This window comes from Microbacterium sp. bgisy189 (assembly GCF_965345345.1).
Lineage (GTDB): Bacteria > Actinomycetota > Actinomycetes > Actinomycetales > Microbacteriaceae > Microbacterium.
Genome location: NZ_CBDRMZ010000003.1, coordinates 273,097 through 292,284 on the forward strand (window position 1 = coordinate 273,097; position 19,188 = coordinate 292,284).

19 protein-coding genes are annotated in these 19,188 nt (G+C 68.8%); 11 read left to right on the forward strand and 8 right to left on the reverse strand.

The genetic code is table 11. The features are described from left to right. The first annotated feature begins 26 nt into the window (after window positions 1-26). Both ACSF8R_RS06570 and ACSF8R_RS06575 read left to right on the forward strand, forming a co-directional pair. The gene (locus ACSF8R_RS06570) at window positions 27-1,505 is read left to right on the forward strand and encodes an SPFH domain-containing protein (protein WP_434811063.1); all 1,479 of its coding nucleotides are present in this window, start codon (window positions 27-29) and stop codon (window positions 1,503-1,505) included. A gap of 59 nt (window positions 1,506-1,564) precedes the next feature. After that, complete coding sequence (locus ACSF8R_RS06575; protein WP_434811064.1) at window positions 1,565-2,191, forward strand: YesL family protein; 627 nt, start codon at window positions 1,565-1,567, stop codon at window positions 2,189-2,191. On the opposite strand, the gene ACSF8R_RS06580 is transcribed toward ACSF8R_RS06575, so the two are convergent. From ACSF8R_RS06580 to ACSF8R_RS06605, 6 genes are all read right to left on the reverse strand, one after another. Continuing rightward, window positions 2,104-3,270: a LacI family DNA-binding transcriptional regulator gene (locus ACSF8R_RS06580; RefSeq protein ID WP_434811065.1), complete on the reverse strand. Its 1,167-nt coding sequence runs from the start codon at window positions 3,268-3,270 to the stop codon at window positions 2,104-2,106. The genes ACSF8R_RS06575 and ACSF8R_RS06580 overlap by 88 nt on opposite strands. A gap of 50 nt (window positions 3,271-3,320) precedes the next feature. Next, window positions 3,321-4,157, reverse strand: coding sequence for a carbohydrate ABC transporter permease (locus ACSF8R_RS06585; RefSeq protein ID WP_434811066.1), 837 nt, complete (start codon window positions 4,155-4,157; stop codon window positions 3,321-3,323). Continuing rightward, a complete protein-coding gene (locus tag ACSF8R_RS06590) occupies window positions 4,154-4,996 on the reverse strand; it encodes a carbohydrate ABC transporter permease (RefSeq protein WP_434811067.1) in 843 nt (280 codons plus the stop codon). The genes ACSF8R_RS06585 and ACSF8R_RS06590 overlap by 4 nt, the downstream gene beginning before the upstream one ends. Before the next feature lie 63 nt (window positions 4,997-5,059). Beyond that, window positions 5,060-6,394: an ABC transporter substrate-binding protein gene (locus ACSF8R_RS06595; protein ID WP_434811068.1), complete on the reverse strand. Its 1,335-nt coding sequence runs from the start codon at window positions 6,392-6,394 to the stop codon at window positions 5,060-5,062. A 193-nt stretch (window positions 6,395-6,587) separates the two neighbouring features. Beyond that, complete coding sequence (menC, locus tag ACSF8R_RS06600; protein WP_434811069.1) at window positions 6,588-7,715, reverse strand: o-succinylbenzoate synthase; 1,128 nt, start codon at window positions 7,713-7,715, stop codon at window positions 6,588-6,590. 94 nt (window positions 7,716-7,809) lie between these two features. Next, the gene (locus ACSF8R_RS06605; protein ID WP_434811070.1) at window positions 7,810-9,354 is read right to left on the reverse strand and encodes an alpha/beta fold hydrolase; all 1,545 of its coding nucleotides are present in this window, start codon (window positions 9,352-9,354) and stop codon (window positions 7,810-7,812) included. 51 nt (window positions 9,355-9,405) lie between these two features. On the opposite strand from ACSF8R_RS06605, the gene ACSF8R_RS06610 reads away from it, so the two are divergent. Both ACSF8R_RS06610 and ACSF8R_RS06615 read left to right on the forward strand, forming a co-directional pair. Then, window positions 9,406-10,719, forward strand: coding sequence for a peptide synthetase (locus tag ACSF8R_RS06610; protein WP_434811071.1), 1,314 nt, complete (start codon window positions 9,406-9,408; stop codon window positions 10,717-10,719). A gap of 4 nt (window positions 10,720-10,723) precedes the next feature. After that, a complete protein-coding gene (locus ACSF8R_RS06615) occupies window positions 10,724-12,157 on the forward strand; it encodes an MFS transporter (protein ID WP_434811072.1) in 1,434 nt (477 codons plus the stop codon). Window positions 12,158-12,185: 28 nt separating this feature from the next. Here the strand turns inward: ACSF8R_RS06615 and ACSF8R_RS06620 are convergent, their stop codons facing one another. Both ACSF8R_RS06620 and ACSF8R_RS06625 read right to left on the reverse strand, forming a co-directional pair. Next, window positions 12,186-12,590, reverse strand: a complete 405-nt coding sequence (locus ACSF8R_RS06620) for a type II toxin-antitoxin system VapC family toxin (RefSeq protein ID WP_434811073.1) — start codon at window positions 12,588-12,590, stop codon at window positions 12,186-12,188. Further along, on the reverse strand, window positions 12,587-12,871 hold the full coding sequence (locus ACSF8R_RS06625; protein WP_434811074.1) for a type II toxin-antitoxin system VapB family antitoxin: 285 nt from the start codon (window positions 12,869-12,871) through the stop codon (window positions 12,587-12,589). Before ACSF8R_RS06625 ends, ACSF8R_RS06620 begins: the two co-directional genes overlap by 4 nt. 120 nt (window positions 12,872-12,991) lie before the next feature. Between ACSF8R_RS06625 and ACSF8R_RS06630 the strand changes: the two genes are divergently transcribed. Genes ACSF8R_RS06630 through ACSF8R_RS06660 form a run of 7 tightly spaced genes read left to right on the forward strand, consistent with a single transcriptional unit; the run spans window position 12,992 to window position 19,170 of the window. Beyond that, a complete protein-coding gene (locus ACSF8R_RS06630; RefSeq protein ID WP_434811075.1) occupies window positions 12,992-13,993 on the forward strand; it encodes an AAA family ATPase in 1,002 nt (333 codons plus the stop codon). 2 nt (window positions 13,994-13,995) lie between these two features. Next, a complete protein-coding gene (locus ACSF8R_RS06635; RefSeq protein ID WP_434811076.1) occupies window positions 13,996-14,880 on the forward strand; it encodes a DUF58 domain-containing protein in 885 nt (294 codons plus the stop codon). Beyond that, entirely contained in the window at window positions 14,870-15,352 is a 483-nt protein-coding gene (locus ACSF8R_RS06640) for a hypothetical protein (RefSeq protein ID WP_434811077.1), read from the forward strand. Before ACSF8R_RS06635 ends, ACSF8R_RS06640 begins: the two co-directional genes overlap by 11 nt. A 2-nt stretch (window positions 15,353-15,354) precedes the next feature. Next, window positions 15,355-16,332: a vWA domain-containing protein gene (locus ACSF8R_RS06645; RefSeq protein WP_434811078.1), complete on the forward strand. Its 978-nt coding sequence runs from the start codon at window positions 15,355-15,357 to the stop codon at window positions 16,330-16,332. Next, window positions 16,329-17,315, forward strand: a complete 987-nt coding sequence (locus tag ACSF8R_RS06650) for a vWA domain-containing protein (protein WP_434811079.1) — start codon at window positions 16,329-16,331, stop codon at window positions 17,313-17,315. The genes ACSF8R_RS06645 and ACSF8R_RS06650 overlap by 4 nt, the downstream gene beginning before the upstream one ends. Beyond that, complete coding sequence (locus ACSF8R_RS06655; RefSeq protein WP_434811080.1) at window positions 17,312-18,097, forward strand: hypothetical protein; 786 nt, start codon at window positions 17,312-17,314, stop codon at window positions 18,095-18,097. The genes ACSF8R_RS06650 and ACSF8R_RS06655 overlap by 4 nt, the downstream gene beginning before the upstream one ends. Next, on the forward strand, window positions 18,091-19,170 hold the full coding sequence (locus ACSF8R_RS06660; RefSeq protein WP_434811081.1) for a hypothetical protein: 1,080 nt from the start codon (window positions 18,091-18,093) through the stop codon (window positions 19,168-19,170). The genes ACSF8R_RS06655 and ACSF8R_RS06660 overlap by 7 nt, the downstream gene beginning before the upstream one ends. The last annotated feature ends 18 nt before the right edge of the window (window positions 19,171-19,188 follow it).

Genomic DNA, 19,188 nt, shown 5'->3' on the forward strand with positions numbered 1-19,188 from the left:
ACAACTCAGGGGAAAGCAGGTTCGGAGTGGATATCCTCACTGCCGGCGGATTGTTCGTGCTCATCGGCGTCGGCGTCGTGGCGCTGGTCATCGTTCTCGTCATCGCGCTCATCGTCGTGCGCGCCTGGTACAAGGTCGCCAAGGCCGACCAGGCACTCGTGATCGTCGGTAAGAGCCAGAAGAACGCGAGCGGCGAATCGTCTCGCATCTCGGTCATCACCGGCGGCGGCGCACTCGTCAACCCGCTCACGCAGCGCGCCGAGATGATCTCGCTGCGCGCACGTCAGATCAAGATGGAGCCGACCGCGCAGTCCTCGACCGGTGTCACGGTCAACGTCAGCGGTGTCGCCCTCGTGAAGATCGGCTCCGAGCCCGAGCTCGTGCGCCGCGCCGCGGAGCGATTCCTCTCGCAGGACGGCGCGATCGAGCAGTTCACCACCGAACAGCTCGAAGGCGCCCTGCGTGGTGTCGTCGCGACCCTGACGGTCGAGCAGCTCATGAACGACCGGCAGAAGCTGTCGGACCAGATCGCCGAAGGCATCAAGAGCGACCTGCTCTCGCAGGGCCTCATCCTCGACTCGTTCCAGATCCAGGGTGTGACCGACAAGAACGGCTACATCGACGCGCTGGGCGCCAGCGAGGTCGAGCGTGTGCGCCGTGAGGCCGACGTCGCCCGCATCAACGCGGCCCGCGAGGTCAAGGCCCGCCAGATCGCGACCGACGAGGCGACCCTCATCGAGCAGACCGCGTACGACAAGAACACCGCAGCCGCCTCCGCCGAGGTCGGCCGCGCCCGCGCCGAGGCCGAGCAGGCCGAAGCCCTGGCCCGCGCAGAGCGCGAGCAGGCGGTGCTGCTGCAGCAGGCCGAGAACAAGCAGGCCCGACTCGACGCCGACATCAAGAAGGTCGCCGACGCCGACCTGTACCAGCGCCAGCGCGCCGCCGACGCCGAGGCCTACGCCCAGGTGAAGGCGGCCGAGGCGCGCGCACAGATCGCGGCACAGGAAGCAGAGGCCACGCGCCTTCGCGCCCAGGCCGACGCCGACGCCGTGCGCGTCGAAGGTGAAGCCCGTGCGACGGCGATCGAGGCCGAAGCCGACGCGCTCTCGCGCAACCAGCAGGCCCTCCTCGCCCAGCGCGCCCTCGAAGCGCTCGTGCCGATGATGACCGAGTTCGCCCGCGGCTTCGACAAGGTCGGGTCGATCACGGTGCTCGGCGGCGAGGGTGCGTCATCCCACATCGCGTCGGAGTCGGCATCCGGCATGCGCGCCACCTTCGACGCCGTCGAGGCCGCCACCGGCATCGACCTGCGCCAGATCATCCAGGGCCAGGCGACCGGCCGCGGCATGGCGCAGGGCCTGCAGGACGAGCCCGCACCCACCCGCGCGTCGCGTCGCGCCGCGACTGCCTCGGCATCCGCGGAGGAGCCCGTCGCCGACGCGTCGGTGGCGCGTGCCGTCGAGATCGGCCAGGAGTTCGCCGCCGGCGACGGCGCGCAGGCCTGATCGACCCTCGTTCCGCGGCTCCGGCGTTGACCAGCGCCGGAGCCGCGTAGCCTTGAGACGTGTTCTCGCGCCTGTTCGATCGTGCTGCGCCACTGTGGCGGGCAGCCGAGACGCTGGGCGACATCATCGTCGTCAACGTCCTGCTCGTGCTTTCGGCCATTCCGATCGTGACCTTCGGCGCGGGACTCACCGCCGCGTACGACACGGCTCGACGCCTTCAAGACGACGACTCCGGCGCCGCCCGCCTGTTCTGGACGTCGTTCCGCACGAACTTCAAGCAGGCGACAGCCCTCTGGCTCATCGTCGGGCTGGTCGGCGCAGCGATCCTTTCAACCTGGCTGTTCGTTCGCGCAGAAGAACTCGTCGTGCTGAAGGTTCTGCTCACGATTGTCTACGCCCTCGTCTTTCCGTACGTGTGGGTGCTGCAGGCTCGCTTCGAGAACTCCGTCGCAGGCACACTGCGCAATGCAGCCATCATCGCCATCGGGCGCCTCCCCTACACCGCAGGCGTCGCCCTCATTCAGGTCGTGGTCGCCGCGGTGATCGTCGCCACCTGGATCTATCTGCCGCAGGCGGTCGCGTTTCTGCTGCTCCTCGGCTACGCGCTCGTAGTGTTCGCGGCGTCACCGCTCTTGGAGCGTGCGATCTCACCGCTGCTGCCGACCGAAGCGGACAGCGTCGCCTGAACGTCGTCATCGATCGTTCGAACTGACTCGCGCTCGATCAACCGCCCACGAATCCACACCTGCTCGACGTGTCGGCGCGGCGATCTGATCGTCTCGACCAGGAGTCGCGCCGTGGTCTGGGCGATCGCCTCAATCGGCTGCTCGAGCGTTGTCAGCCGCGGCCGCGAATACTCTGCGACATCCAGCCCATCGAAACCGACGAGCGACACATCGCCCGGCACCGACAACCCCGCCTCGTCGAGCGCCCGTGCGGCACCGATCGCCACCGCGTCACACGCCGCCACGAACGCGGTCACGCCCCGTGCCGAATCAGGGTCACGACGAAGCCAACGTCGCAACGACTCATAGCCATTGCGCATCGTGTACACCTGCGACTCGATCACCGACTCGACGATGAGCGAATCATCGCTCTCGATCTCGGCATCACGAAGGGCAGCCCCATAGCCCGAAAGACGCAACGCCCATGCGTGTTCGTGATCACGTTCACGACCCGCGCCGATGAAGCCGATCCTTCGATGACCGCGCGCGATGAGATGCGCCGTCAGGTCGCGCGCCCCCGACGCGTCATCGACAGACACCCACGATCGCTGCACCTCGACACCGGAATAGTCAGACGTCGTGCAGAAGACCATCGGAACATCGATCTCGGCCAGCCTTCGGCTGAGCTGCGCTGAGGCCTCGCGGTCAGCGCTGCCGTAGCGACCCAGGAACACGACACCCGCAAACCGTCCACCGCGCACGACCCGCTCGACGGCCGACGCATGATCGTGCTGCTGTTCGGAGATGTGCGCGATCGTGGTGTCGAAACCGCGCTTGCCCAGCTCGACTTCGAGACGCTCGAAGATCTCCATGAGCATCTGACCGAACTCACCCTGGATGAACACCGCGATCGTGTCGCTGGAACCGATCTTCAACCGTCGAGCCATGCTGTTCGGCACATACCCATGCGCCTGCGCCGCAGCAACGATCCGCGCACGCGTCGCAGGGTTCACATCGGAGCGGTCGTTCATCGCGCGAGAGACCGTCGACACGGCCACCCCGCAGATGCGAGCGAGTTCCTTGATGGTGATCTCGGACACCGAACGAGCCTCCTTGCCCGCGGATGGGGATACTGCCGCCGAACGCGAAGCTATCCCTTGACCGCGCCGGCAACGACGCCCTTGATGATGTGCTTCTGGCTCACCAGGTAGAAAGCGATGACCGGAACCATGGCGAGCACGAGCACGCCCATCATAGCTCCCATGTCGACCGACCCGTAGCCGCCCTTGAGGTACTGGACCGCGATGGGAATGGTCTTGAAATCCTTCAGATCAAGGGTGAGATACGGCAGCAGGTAGTCGTTCCACAGCCACATGACCTCGAGGATCGCGACCGTGATCACCGCCGGCTTCATGATCGGCAGCACAACGAGGAAGAAGGTGCGGACCGGGCCGCATCCATCGATTGTCGCCGCTTCTTCGATCTCGTACGGAATGCCCTTCACGAAGCCCGTGAAGATGAACACGGCCAGCCCCGCCCCGAACCCGAGGTAGATGATCCACAGTCCGAAGGGGTTGCTGAGACCGAGGTAATCGGCGAGCCACGACAGGGTGAACATCACCATCTGGAACGGCACGACGAGGTTGAACAGGAACGTCGTGTAGAGCGTCTTCGCGTAGCGGTTGTCGGCTCGAACGATCCACCACGCCGTCATCGACGTTCCGGCGAGGATGAGCGCGGCAGCTCCCACCGTGATCACGAGCGACCACATGAACGACGCGATGAAGTCGGTCAGCTCGATACCGCGGACGTAGTTCTCCCACCCCACGAACGACTCCGCCGTCGGGAACGCGAACGGCTCCGACGCGATGTAGACCTTGTTCTTGAAGGAGTTGATGACAACGAGAACGATCGGATACAGGTAGGCGAGCGCGATGACCGTGAAGACGGTCGTCCACAGCCAGGGGCGACGCGGGTTGTCGTTCACGAGATCGACTCCTTCGAGCGCGCGTAGCGGTTCTGCACGAGCGCGATGATCGCGACGATGATCAAGAAGATCACGGCCTTCGCCTGCCCGACACCCTCGAAGCCGGCGCGACCGTAGAACGTGTTGAAGATGTTCAGCGCAAGCAACTCGGACTCACGAGCCGGCGCACCGTTCGTGAGCGCAAGGTTCTGATCGAACATCTTGAAGCCATTGGTGATGGTCAAGAACGTGCACACCGTGATCGACGGCATGACCAGCGGGATGATCACGCTGCGCAGACTGCGGGCGCGCGAAGCGCCGTCCATCTCGGCAGCCTCGATCAACTCGGACGGGATCGACTGCAGCCCGGCGATGTAGATGACCATCATGTAGCCGATCTGCTGCCAGCACATGAGGATGACCATGCCCCAGAACCCGTATGAGGCGTCATAGGTGATCGAGCGCGCCCACATCCCCAACACACCGTTCAGGAGCAGCAGCCAGATGTAGCCGAGGACGATGCCGCCGATCAGGTTCGGCATGAAGAACACGGAGCGGAACAGGTTTCGCCCGCGGAACGTCTTGACCAGCAGGTACGCGATCGCGAACGCGGCGACGTTGATGATGATCGTCGTGACGATCGCGAACGCTGCGGTGTACCAGAGCGAATGCAGGAACGTCGCATCGGAGAACAGCGCGACGTAGTTGTCGAGGCCGACCCACTCGCTTCGCGTGACCGTACGGAACTCCGTGAACGACAGGTACACGCCGAGCGCGAAGGGAACGATGAATCCGATGATGAAGGCCGCCACCGTCGGACCGGTGAACAGCCAGCCCCAGCGGCGGAGTGACTTCTTCATGTGGATGCTCCTCGACAGCGGTGTGCCGTGGGGACGTCACGTCCCCACGGCACACCGATTGGATCAGTGCGTCAGCGCGTACTCGCTGGCCCAGCCGTCGACGAAGGCGGTCTCGACGCCGCTCCAGTCACCGGTCTCCTGTGCGTACTGCAGCAGCGCCTGGCCGACGCCGTTCTTCCACTCCTCCGAAGGCATGACGGTGAAGTTCCACGTGACCGCGGTCTTGCCTGCCGCGGTGTACTCCGCGTCAGCCTGGATGAACGGGTTCGAAGGCAGGTAGTCGGCGAACGTGTCGAAGGGCGTCACGAATCCCATGGTGTTGGCGAGGCTGTCACGGCCCTCGTCCGACGAGATGACCCACTCGAGGAACTCCTGCGTCGCCTGCTGGTCCGCGTCCGAAGCCTCGTTGTTGATGACCCAGTAGTTCTCCGAACCGGTGGTCAGACCCTGGTTCTCTTCACCTTCGGCGCCGATGTAGATCGGCAGCATGCCGAGATCTTCGTCGGCGACGGCCTGGCCCTTGATGTCGTTGTACGCCCACGTGCCGTTCTGGTAGAACGCGGCCTTTCCGAGCGCGAACTCGGCATTGGCGTCTTCACCGGTCTTGCTTGAGAGCAGCGTGCGCTCGGTGGTGGAGTTGTCGATGTACAGGTCGAAGATGCGCTGGTAGCCGTCGAGGTACTCGTCGGTGATCGTCTCGGGCTGCCCGGTCACGCCATTAGCCTGGAACTGGTAGTACAGGGGCAGGTTCGCGAGGTGCGTCTTGAAGCGCCAGTCCGAAGACGGGTCGAACCCAGCAGAGGTGAACGCGCCGTCGATGCCGAGCTCGTCCTTGTTCTCCTGGATGCCTTCGACGACGGCCTTGAGCGTGTCGAAGTTCGTGATCTCTTCGATCGACGACACTGCCGCGCCCGGCAGGGCGATGTAGTCGTTGACGATCTTCTTGTTGTAGATCAGGCCGTAGGTCTCTTGCACGTACGGGATCGCCAGCACGGCGTCGTCGTCACCCGTGAGCGCGACCGACTGGTCGTTGAGGTGCTCGTAGATGGCGGTCTCAGTCAGGTCGGCCGCATAGTCTTTCCAGTTGGCGAGCCCCACGGGGCCGTTCACCTGGAACAGGGTGGGGGCGTTGCTCTTGGCCATCTCCGACTTCAGCGTCGTCTCGTAGGTGCCGGCAGCTGCCGTCTGCACCTCGACCTCGACACCGGTCTCATCGGTGTACTGCTCGGCGAGCGCCACCCAGTCCTCCGCCTGCTCCGGCTTGAAGTTGAGGTAGTAGACCTTGCCGTCAGCGTCGCCCGTGCCACCCTCGGTGGTGCCGCATGCGGTCAGTGCGCCGGCGAGCGCGGTCACGGTGATGCCGGCGGCGACGACGGTCGCCATCCTGCGCTTGTTCATGGTCCTGGGGCCTTCCTTCATTGGATCGAGGACACGTGCAGGCACGACATCGCTGTTCGGCCTTGCATTCGGGTTCCGGAAACGATTCCGTTCGCTTCCGAGCGCGATCATACGCTCGACATGGAGCGAGATGCAACACGCACCGACGGCGTGTCTGCCCGATGAGGCTGAAACCCTTGATTTCAGGGCGAAATCACACCGTGACGGCCTCGACCGTGAACCCCTCCAACGCGTCGGAATCGATTTCGACGCCAAGGCCCGGTGCGGTCGGCACCCGGACGTGGCCGTCCTCGAGCACGACGGGCTCGGTGACGATGTCTCGCGTGTAGAAGCGGTCCGATGCCGAGACGTCACCGGGCAGTGTGAAGCCGGGCAGGGCGGCGAGCGCGGCGTTCGCGGCCCGGCCGATGCCGGTCTCGAGCATGCCGCCGCACCACACCGGCACCCCTGCATCACGACAGAGGTCATGGATCGCGACGGCCTCGAGGTATCCGCCGACCCGGCCGGCCTTGATGTTGATGATCGACGCCGACCCGAGTGCGAGGGCGTCGGCCGCGGCCTTGCGCGAGACGATCGACTCGTCGAGGCATACCGGCGTCTGCAGGCGCTTCGCGAGCGTCGCGTGGTCGACGATGTCATCCTCCTGCAACGGCTGCTCGATCAGCAGCAGGTCGAACCGGTCGAGTTCGGCGAGCGTGTCGGCGTCGGCGAGTGTGTACGCCGAGTTCGCATCCACCTGCAGCGGAATCTCGCCGAACGCGGCCCGCACCGCCGCGGTGTCGTCGACGTCACGACCGGGCTTGATCTTGATCTTGATCCGCACGTACCCGGCATCCAGGTAGCCGGCGACGGCGTCGACGAGTGCCGCAGGATCGCGCTGGATGCCGACCGACACCCCGCTCGGAATGCGGTCGGTCGTCGCGCCGAGGTGGGTCGCCAGTGAGATGCCGTCGGCGCGGAGCGCGGCGTCGAGAACCGCCAGCTCGAGACCTGCCTTGACCATGCGGTGGCCGACGAACGGTTCGAGCACGCCCGCGACCTCATGCGGGGCGACCGTGCCGCGGTCGAGCAGCGCCGGCGCGAGGAAGCGCTGCGCGACGTCCCACGCGCCCTGCGTGTATTCGCTGGAGTAAAGGGGGGCCTGCTGTGTCACGATCTCGCCCCACCCGTCGCCGTCGGCCGTGCGCGCCCGCACGACGATGACCTCTCGCACCGTCTCGGTGCCGAACGAGGTCGTGAATGGTGAGACGAGCGGCAGGTGCAGCACGAGCAGCTCGAAGCCCTCGAGGCGGACGGCGGAAGCGGGACTCGTGATCGGCATGCCGCCAGGCTAGCGACGGCGGGTCAGGATGGCGGCATGGAGACCCCGTCGCGCACGCTCACCGCGGATGCCGCACTGCCCTCACGCGCGCCGATCATGCCCGGCGGACGAACAGGTAGCCTGCGTTGTCGCGGTAGCCGCCGACGACGAGGCCCTCGGCGTACAGCTGCTGGAACCGTTCGCGCACGCGTCGCCGCCACACCTCCGCCTCGGCCTGGTCGGTGCGCCGCAGCGCTTCGATGTCGCGCGGCAGCGGCACGGTGTCGACGATGTCGCTTTCGGCGGGGGTGTGCGGGCGTGCGGCGGCAACCGCCCACGACACGAGCAGCCGGTCGGTCTCGTCGCCGCGGTTGACGCCGTCGGTCATGGGCCCATAGTGGTCGACGAGGTACTCGGTGGCACGCGCGCCGAGCACGATCAGGTTGAAGTGCGCGTTGCGGGCCACGAGCGGATCGAAGGTCCAGGTGATGTGTCCGACCGACCTCGCGAGGGCCCACTCGCGCTGGTGCTGCTTCAGCACGCGCCCGAGGCCCTTCGCCTGGTAGCCGGGCAGGATGCCGGTGATGTGCGAGTGCATCGACCGCTCTGTGGGGCCGGCGAAGAACGCCGCGGAGGCGCCGATCATGCGGTCGCCGTCGAACAGTCCGACGACATAGTTGCCGGAGTGTTCGAGCGCGCGCAGCAGGTTCGCGGGCATCGAACCGCGATCCGACCACACCGCGTCGAGCACCGCCGCCCCCGCAGCGCACAGGTCTGCCGTGTCGAGTGGGCGGATCTCGATCTCACCCGAACCCGGCGCTGGGATGGCGGCCTGCGACACCGCGCCGGGCAGCGCGATCGCGCCCGTCTCGGGTGCGCCGGCACCGACCGTCAGCACGTGCTCGGCGAATAGTCCGGGCCATGCCGTCACGCCGTACGGGGTGCGGGCGACGACGACGTTGCTGTCGTCGATCAGTTCGCCCAGGCGCCGGGCCGTCCGCAGCGGGTGGGTGGGGTCCTGCGCCCACGCGAGGATGAGCGTCGGCACGCGGATGCCGCGCACCGCATCGGCCGCGGGAAAGTCCGTCGCCGCGGCTCCGCGCAGCACCGTGGGCAGCAGCGCTTCGGCCACGGAGGGCCGGGTCGCGGGTGCATCGGCGAGGGCCGGCGGTACCGGTGCGGTGCTGCCGATCTCTTCGAACGCGGCGATGCCCTTCGCCTCGATGAGCGATGCGCCCTCGAGGTAGTGCCCGGCCTGCGCGGCACGGGTCTTCCACGCGGTCGGCGGCGTGACGAGGGTGAGCGTCGCGAAGCGCCCGGCATCCTTCACCGCGGCGTGCAGCAGCGTGGCAGCGCCCATCGATGCGCCGACCCCGTGCACCTTCTCGCCCGGCGCGACGTGGTCGAGCAAGGCCAGCAGGTCGTCAGCGAGGTGGTCCCAGCCGTAGTCGGCGGCACCCGGGCTGCCCGTCGAAGCGCCGTGACCCCGCGCGTCATAGCGCAGGATGCGGTGCGACCGCAGCGACCGGCCGAGGTCGAGGCCCAGCAGCGCGTCGCGTTCACGACTGGAGGTGAGGCCGTGCAGCTGCACGACGAGCGGGCCGGATTCGCCGGCGAGATCGTAGGCGAGTTGCGCGGTGCCGAGGTCGAGTGTGTGCACGACGCCTCCCTGTCGCAGAGTGGAAATCCCGTGGCCCTACACTACGGCGCAATGCGACTGACACATGTGCTGCAGCTGGCGCTGCCCGAAGGCGCTTCGACGGGGCGCCTGTCGACGTGCACGATTCCCCTGACGCCCGACCCGCGGCGGCCGCTGCCGATCTCGTTCGACCAGCGCCGGCACCTCGAAGCCGGCGACCGCGCCGGGTCGTGGATGGCCCTGTCGTTCCGCCTGCCGGGCCCGGTTGAGCGCGAGGCGATCGGGCGGGCATGGGCGGCCGTCGTCGCGCGCCACGGGACGCTCCGCACGGTCGTCTCGGCGGATGCCGACGGCCTGACCCTGCACGAGGCGACGCCCGGCGATCCCGAGTGGCAGGAGCACGCGATCACCGACGACCCGCGGGCGGTGCTGCGTGGCGTGCTGGATGCCGCATGTCGGCCGTTCGGTGCACCCAGCCACCGGGTCGCGCTGCTCGAGACCGGCGACGAACCGCCCGTGGTGGTGATCGCGTCGGACCACTCCCACCTCGACATGTGGTCACTGCTCATCCTCGCCCGCGATCTCGTTGATGCCCTGAAAAACAGCGGCCCGCTCGCGGAGGCGCCCGCCTTCGCCGAGCACACACGCCTCCTCGAGGCCGCGCCGCCCGCCCCCGCCGACGTCACGGCGCAGTGGGAGCGGATCATGGCCGACGGCGGCGGACTCATGCCCGTCTTTCCGCTGCCGCTCGGCGACCTCTCCTCGCCGCGCGACGAGATCGTCGTGGTGCGCGACGTGCTCGACGCCGACGGCTATGCCCGACTCGGTGCGCGCGCCGACGCCGCGGGTGTGCGTGTGGCCGCCCTCGCGGTCTCGCTGCTGACCGAAGTGACCCGTCGCGTCGCCGATGCCCCGCTGCGCGCCGTCTTCCCCGTGCACAGTCGGTTCGAGCCGCGGTGGCACGAGGGCGTCGGATGGTTCATCACGAACGCGGTGATCGACTGCGACGCCGACGACCCGGCATCCGGTGCCGCGGCCGTCAAGCGTGCGCTCGCGCTCGGCTCGCATCCGCTCGCCCCGATCCTCGCGCCGTGGGGAGGGATGCCGGCGACCCCCGGCATGTTCGCCGTGTCGTGGTTGGACGCCCGCCGCATCCCGATCGAGGTGCCGGGCGCGACCGAGGTGCAGTGGGTGTCGGCGGCGACGCAGACCGACGGGGTCATGATCTGGTTCCTCGCCGGCGACGACGGGCTGCACCTTCGCATCCGCTTCCCCGACACCTCCGAGGCCCGCGTGCACGTCGGCCGCTGGCTCGACGCCGTCACCGCCGCCCTGCAGGAGGCCGCCCGGCTCGGCCCTCGGGGGGTTGTCACGCCGGTAGCCTGAGGCAGTGGGACACCCGGACGACGAGCGCAGCAGACTCACCCGGGTACCGCCCCAGGGCGCCATCGTCGCCGTGCTCGCGATCGCCGGGCTCGCGTCGTCGTTCATGTTCACGCTCGTCGTGCCGATCCAGGCGAAACTGCCCGAACTGCTGCACGCGAGCCGCGAAGACACCGCGTGGGTCGTCACCGCGACACTGCTGGCCGCAGCGGTCATCACCCCGATCTCGGGCCGCCTGGGCGACATGTACGGCAAACGGCGCATCGTGCTCGTGCTGCTCGCAGTGCTCGTCGTCGGCTCGGTGATCGCCGCGCTGTCGACCGACATCGTCGGGGTCATCATCGGCCGCGCACTGCAAGGCGCCGTCACCGGCGTCGTGCCCCTCGGCATCTCGATCCTGCGGGACGTGCTGCACAGCGACCGCGTCGACAGCGCGATCGCGCTCATCAGCGCGACGATGGGCGTCGGCGGTGCACTCGGGATGCCGCTGTCAGCGCTCGTCACGCAGTACGCCGACTGGCACGCACTGTTCTGGATGGCGGCCGGCATGGGCGCTGTCGTGTTCGCCCTCGTGCTGTGGATCGTGCCGGTGAGTGTGCTGCGCACCGCGGGCCGCTTCGACTACGTGGGCGCCGCGGGCCTCGCGGCGGGACTCACCGGCATCCTGCTCGCCGTCTCACGCGGCAACGAATGGGGCTGGACCTCCCCCGCCGTCCTCGCGTGCGGGCTCGGCGGACTCGCGGTGCTGCTCGTGTGGGGCTGGTACGAATTGCGCATCGCGCAGCCACTCCTCGACCTGCGCGTCGCGGCCAGGCGCCCCGTGCTGCTCACGAACATCGCGTCGATGGCGATGGGCTTCTCGCTCTTCAGCTCGAACGTGTCGTACCCGCAGCTGCTCGAACTGCCCGCCCCGGCAGGCATGGGACTCACCCTGCTCGCCGCGAGCCTCGTGATCGCACCGGCCGGCCTCGTGATGATGGTGCTCTCGCCGTACTCGGGGCGCCTGGCACGCACGGTCGGCCCGCGTCGACTGCTCGTGATGGGAGCGATCGCCCTCATCGTCGCCTACGGCTTCTCGCTGCTGTGGTCGGACGAGGTGTGGCATGTGCTCGTCGCCAACCTGCTCGTCGGCGTCGGCATCGGTTTCGGGTACGCCGCCATGCCCATGCTCATCATGCGCTCGGTGCCGCCCAGCGAGACCGGCGCCTCGAACGGGCTGAACGCCCTGTTCCGCTCGCTCGGCACCTCGACCGCCGCCGCCGTCATCGGCGCCGTGCTCGCCACCTTCACCACCGTGCAGAACGGCGTGAACGTGCCGACGCACGTCGCCTACGACCTGTCGTTCGTGCTCGGCGGCGCCGCTGCGGTCATCGCGCTCGTGCTCGCCGCCTTCATCCCCCAGCGCCCCACGATCGAGCGGCATCCTTCGCTGCCGGAGTGAGGCGAAGGGCTGGTTCCGGCGAGCGCCCTCAGCCGCCGTACTCCTCCAGCGCGGAACGGATGTCGGTGCGCGAGAAGTCGTCGCCGACGTACAGGAGCGGCTCGTCTTCGACGGATGCCAGTGCGTAGCTGAACGTGTCGCCGAGGTTGAGCTGGGCGGGGTGCCGGGATCCTTTGCCGAACTCCCTGTAGGACAGCGCGGCCGCATCGGCATGTCGCTCGTCGAAGGCGGCGACCTCGATCTCGAACTGTCGGAGCAGCGCCTCGAGTCGACGCAACCCGACCACGCCGTATCGCGCACCGACGACGACTCTTGCCTCGACCAGCGTGGGCGCAGCAATGCGGGGCGCAGATGCGATGAGCGTCGCGACTGCCGCATCCGCAGACTCCTCGTTCTGAAGGATGGCGAGGAGGGCCGAGGTGTCGACGATCACTTGGGCAGCCCCATCTCGTCGTAGAGCCAACCGTGGTCGACCATGTTCTCGCGCTGTTCGGGTGTCGTCTCGGCGTGGAACGCGGCCACGATCCGCTCGATCGCCGCGAGCTTGCGCGCCTCCTCGGCCGGGCTGAACCGCCGCGGCTGACCGCCGCCGCGCAGCTCGTCGAGTCGGCGGCGGACTGCGTCTTCGACCGCGCTGGTCTGGCTCATGCCGGTCAGCTGCGCCAGTTCGCGGACGAGCGCGTGCGTCTGCTCGTTCTTGATATTCAGGCTCATAGGCCGATTCTACCGCGGTAGATCAGGAACCGGTAGATGTCTACCCTCTCCGAACGAGTGGTTACGCTTGCCCTGGGGGTTGCACGCCGCGTGTGCCCCGTCCCCGGCGAAAGGGCCGCAGTGACTGCATCCGCTTCTGACCTGACGCCCGACGAGCTCGCCCGCGCGACGTCGGTCATCTCGACGGTCACCACCGCGTTCTCCTCCCGGGTGGTCGGGCAGACCCGTCTGCGCACGAGCCTGCTGATCGCGCTGATCGCCGGCGGTCACGTGCTGCTCGAATCCGTCCCGGGCTTGGCGAAGACCACGGCGGCGAGCACGCTCGCCGACACCGTCCGCGCGAGTTTCCACCGCATCCAGTGCACGCCCGACCTCATGCCGAGCGACATCATCGGCACGCAGGTGTACGACGCGTCGTCCGGGTCGTTCCGCACGGTGCTCGGACCCGTGCACGCCAACTTCGTGCTGCTCGATGAGATCAACCGGTCAAGCGCGAAGACGCAGTCGGCGATGCTCGAGGCGATGCAGGAGCGCCAGACGACGATCGGTGGGGAGGCCCACCGGGTGCCCCGCCCGTTCTTGGTGATGGCGACGCAGAACCCGATCGACCAAGAGGGCACGCACGCGTTGCCCGAGGCGCAGATGGACCGCTTTCTCATCAAAGAGATCGTCGACTATCCGACCCCGCAGGAGGAGCGCGAGGTGCTCGACCGCCTCGACACCGGCGTGCTCGACCCCGATGTGCACGTGCCCGGTGCGGTCACCGTCGACGACGTCGCGGCCCTGCAAGACATCGCGCGACGCGTGCACGTCTCCGCCGCGATCCGCAACTACATCGTGGGCCTCGCCTACGTCACCCGCAACGCTGCGCAGTACATCGGCGAAGACCGCGCCCGGCTCATCAAATACGGCGCGAGCCCGCGCGCGAGCATCGCGTTCCTGCAGGCGTCGCGCGCGCTGGCACTGCTGGCAGGGCGCGACCACGTGCTGCCCGAAGACATCCGGGAGCTGCGGTACCCGGTGCTTCGCCACCGCGTGCTGCTGACGTACGAGGCCGAGGCCGAGGGCGTTCGCAGCGAAGAGCTGATCGACGAGATCTTCGGCGCCGTCGCGACGCCCTGATCATGGCCGGCCTCCTCGCCAGGGTGCGCAGCCGCCTGTTCATCCGCTCGACGCACCGTTCGATGCATCCGCTCGACGGCGCGTACGCGTCGCTGCATCACGGGCGGAGCCTCGACGTGGAGGATCTGCGGGAGTATCAGCCGGGCGACGAGGTGCGCGACATCGACTGGAAGGCGACCGCACGCTACGGCGAGCCGTTCGTCAAGCGCATGCGCACGACGCGTCGCCACACCGTGCTGCTCGCGGTCGACAGCAGCGCGTCGATGCGCGCGCTGGCCGAGGACGACATCCCGAAGCGCGACCTCGCGATTCTGATCACGGGCGTACTGGGGCTGCTCGCAGTGCGGCACGGTGACGAGGTCGCCATCGTGCACGGCGATGCCGGCGGCATCCGTCGTGAGCGGCCCACCTCGGGCGAGAGCGGCCTGGAGCGCGCACTGCGTGCCGTGGATGCCGCCATGGCGACGTCGCAGCATCACGGCGACCGGCCGGGACTGCTCGATGCCGTGGTGCGCTCGGTGTCGCGTCGCATGATCATGGTCGTGGTCACCGACGAGGCCCCCGTCACCGCCGACGAGGAACGGCTCATCCGGCGGCTGCGGGTGCAGCACGACCTGCTGTGGGTCACGATCCGCGACGGCGCCCCGGTGCTCAAGACCGATTCGGCACGCCCGCGGGTCGATGTCGACAGCGCGTGGCAGGTGCCGGCGTTCTTGCACGGCGACCGTGAGGTGTTGGCCGAGATCCGGGCGATGCGGGATGCCGAGGACACCCGCCGCCGCGAGCTGTTCGACCGCGTCGCGGTCTCGCACGCCGAGATCGGCGGTCGCGATGACGCCGTCGCCGGACTGTTGGCGATGCTCGAGCGGAGGTCGCATGTCGGGTGAGCTGTATCCGCCGGCGCAGTACGGCTGGGGCTGGATCGTGCTGGCCGTGGGGATCATCGCACTCGTGGTGGTGTTGGCATGGATCGTGCTCGCGCTCACGGCGCCGAAGCGCCCGCGCCCGCAACCGCGCGAGGTCGAACCGTTCGACGTGGTCGGCGCGGCGATCGCGCACCTGCGCGGCGAGTACCTCACCCGCATCGACGCCGTGGAGCACGCGTACCGCGCCGGGGCACTGGACGCCCGCCACGCGAACCTCGAACTCAGCCGCCTCGCCCGCGGGTACGTCAACGAATACAGCGGCCTCGAAGCGCCGGTGCTGAGCCTGCGCGACCTCGCCGACCGCGGGGTGCACCCGAGCCTCGTCGACGCCCTGCAGCGCCACTACTACCCGTCGCTGTTCCGACGCGGCCCCGCCATCGACCCGACAGCCGGTGCGGCTGCGGCACGTCAGGTGGTGCAGTCGTGGAGCTAGCAATGCCGTGGATGCTGCTGCTCGCCGCGGTCGCCATCGTGGGCGGAACTGTGGGCGGGATCGTGGCCGGGGTGCTGTCGGGTCGCCGACGGGCTGGCGGCGCCGGGGCGGCTCCGATTGCGCGGGCCGAGCGCATCCGATCGCTGCCCGGCGTGCGTGCCGCCGTGCGGAGACGCCGCCTGACGGCGAGCGCGCTGGTCGCGCTGGCGGTCGTCGCCGTGGCCATCGGGGGCCTCGTCGCGGCACGGCCGATGTCGGTCCAGTCGATCGAGCCCGAGACGCGCAATCGCGACATCGTCCTGTGCCTCGATGTGTCCGGTTCGATGACCGAGGTCGACGCCGAAGTGCTCGACGTGTTCCAGGAGCTGCTCCCCGGGTTCGAGGGTGAGCGGATCGGTCTGACGATCTTCAACAGTTCGCCGGTGCAGATCTTTCCCCTCACCGACGACTACGACTTCATCGAAGCGCACCTCACTGACATGCGCGACAGCTTCGACTTCGTGGAGTCGGTGCCCGAGCACTGGGTAGGCACGCTCAACGGCCCCGGCGGATCGCTGATCGGTGACGGCCTGGCCGCCTGCACGCTCGGGTTCGACCGCCCCGAAGACGACCGGTCGCGCTCGATCATCTTCGCCACCGACAACGAGATCAACGGCGCCGAGACGGTCACGCTGCAGCAGGCCGCCGACTTCGCGCGATCGCTGGGCGTGCGGTTGTACTCGATCGATCCGATCTTCGACCCCGCCAACCCGACGAGCGCCGCCCTCGCCGAGGCCGCCCGATCCACCGGCGGCGACGCGTTCGGCCTGCGCGAGACGACAACGGTGGGTGACATCGTCGCCGAGGTGCAACGGCAAGACGCGACGCTCCTGCGCGGTGAGGCTGAGATCGTGATCGCCGACGACCCCGGCGTGTGGCCGGCGGTGCTGTTCGTGCTCGTGGCAGGGCTGGTCGTGGTCGCGTGGAGGGTGCGCGCATGAGCTTTCTGCCGATCATCCCCGCCCTGCTGGTAGCCGTGCTCACCGCGGCGGTGCTCGCCGTCGCGGTGATGGCGCTCGTGCGTGCCCGCGACACGACGGCGCGAGCCGTGTGGGCGGGAAGGATGCTGCTCGTCGTGCTGTGCGGCGCGATACTGTTGCGCCCCGGCATCCCCGACGGGCAGGTGACGACCGTGGCCACCCAGACCGACATCGTGCTCGCCGTGGACACCACCGCAAGCATCGTCGCGGAGGACTGGGACGGCGACCGACCCCGCATCGAAGGGGTTCGCAGCGACATCGCGGCGCTCCTTGACGCGTACCCCGGCGCGCGGTTCGCCCTGGTCACATTCGACGCGTCGGCGCAGGTGCGACTGCCGCTGACCACCGACACCACCGCGGTCATGACGGCCGTGGAGGTGCTGCGCCCGGAGGCCACCGCGCAGTCACGCGGAAGCTCGATCGGCGTGGCCGCCGACACGGTCGCCGACCTGCTCGCCGATGCCGCCGACCGGTCTCCGGATCGCACCCGGATGGTGTTCTACTTCGGCGACGGTGAACAGACGGCATCCGACGACCCGGAGTCGTTCGATGCATCGGCCGCCCTGGTGGCAGGGGGTGCGGTCTTCGGCTACGGCACCGAGGCAGGCGGCCCGATGCGCACGACCGCGGTCGGCGGCGACCCGGCAGGCGAATACATCGAGTACCAGGGCGCACCCGCGCTGTCGACGATCGATGACGCGGCCCTGCAGACGATCGCGGACGAGCTCGGCGTCGACTACCAGCGACGCGACGCCGCGACCGAACCGGACTATCCGCCCGCGCCGACGCAGACCGTGACGGCGTCGGGGACGGCGGCGACCCGCACCGAGCTGACGTGGATGCTGGCGGTTCCCGTCCTGGTGCTGCTGGGCGTCGAGATCGCGCTCGCGACCCGCCGGTTCGTGCAGGCCGGCGCCATCACCCGCACGGGGAGGCGACCATGACCGCGACGCTCCCGGCATCCACCCCCGCACCGGCTGACCCGGCTGCCGCGGCGGCTGCACTGGTCGCCGCGAACAGGCGCCGGCAGCGGATCCGCCGGATCGTCGGGTTCGCGTCGATCCCGATCCTGCTCGCGGCGGCCGTACTCGTCGTCAAGCTGCTGAGCATGTACACCTTCGCGAACCAGGCGATCGCCGCGCACGAGTCCGCGGACGCGCAGGGCACGATCGCGGCGGCGCGCGGGCAGCATCCACTGAACTGGTTCGAGCCGTATCTTGCGCACTACAACAGCGGGGTGGGCCAGGCCGCGGCGGGCGACCTCGACGCCGCGCGATCGTCGCTCGAGACGGCGGTGGTGCTGGTCGACGGATTGCAGGCGTGCGCGGTGCGGTCGAACCTGGCGCTGGTCGTGGAGTGGCAGGGCGATCGCGCGCGGGCGGCGGGTGATGCGGATGCCGCGGCCGCGTTGTATCAGGAGGCGCTCGACCTCGTGCTGGGCACCCCGCCCGAGTGCGGTACCGCCGAGGCCGACGAGCAATCGCCCGACCCGCAGCGCAGCCTCAAAACGACGTTGGACGAGCAGGAGCAGCGCCTGCGCGAGAAGCTGCAACCGCCGCCGCCGGTACCCGACGACAACGAGCAGGATGCCGAAGAGTCGCCGCAGCCGCCGCCCGAAGACGAGCTCGACGAGATCAAGGAGCGGCTGGAGCAGGGGCAGTCCGAGCGCGACGAGCGCGAGCAAGAAGACGACGGCACCGGCGGAGGGGTGGAGCGCCCATGGTGACCGACGACGGGCAGACCGTGCTCACCAACGACGCCGCGCCGCCGCCGCTGCCGCCCGCCGGCGGATACCGTGGCGCGACCCGCATCCCCCGCCCGGCACCGTCCGGGGTGCCGCTGCCTCCCCCGCCCCAGCCGACACCGGCCGGGCGCATCGTCGGATGGGTCGCGCTGGTGGCGGCAGGGGTGTTCGCGCTCGCACTGCTGGTGCTCCTGCTGCTCGCGCCACCCGCCGCGCTGCTGAACGGCACGACGGTGATCTTGCAGCTGCTCGTGGTCGGCGTGATCGTCGCGGGCCTGGTGATGGCGGACGGGCGCAAGCTCGCCGCGGTCGCGTTGACGATCGCGCTGCTGGTCAATGTCGGCACCGTCGGAGCGATGAGTGCGTTGGGCGCCGCGACGACCGGGCTCGGACCGGTCTCGGACGAGGACCGGTTCTGGGAGGCGTTCCCCGGCGTGAAGGACCTGCCGGCGGACGAGGTGCTCGCCCAGCCGTCGCTCGAAGAGACGACGGCCGCAGCGGATGCCGCGATGGCGGATGTGCGCGAGACGCTCACCGCCGAGTACGGCTTCGGATGGGTGCCGGCAGGTGACGCGTCGACCCGGTCGGCGCGCAACGGGTACGGCGGTGAGTCAATGCTCGTGGTCGCGTCATCGGCATCCTGGTCGACGCTCGAGCCGATCACCGAACTGGGTCTGAAGGCCGAGGTGATGGCGCGGGTCGAAGACGTGCTCGCCCGTCACGGATTCGAGTACTTCGCCGCGTTCAACACCGTCGATTCAGGGATTACGCCCGAGACCGCCGAGAAGTTCTACGGCAGCGCCGAGCCCTCGGAGCAGGCGGTGTGGGAGTACTACGCGGACGATTGGCCGGGCGTGCTCAGCAGCTACTCCACCATCACCGACCTGACCCGCGACCCGACCGGCCAGTTCCGCCAGGCGCGCGAAGCCCAGGTCGCCGGCACCGACGCGCCCTTGGAGGGCCTGACGCTGTTCATGCTGTCGCGCGAGGTACTCAGCGAGAGCGACCGCGACGCGTTCATCGAGGCGATGGAGCCGTACCCGGCGGGGTCGTAGGCCTACGGGGCAGTGTCC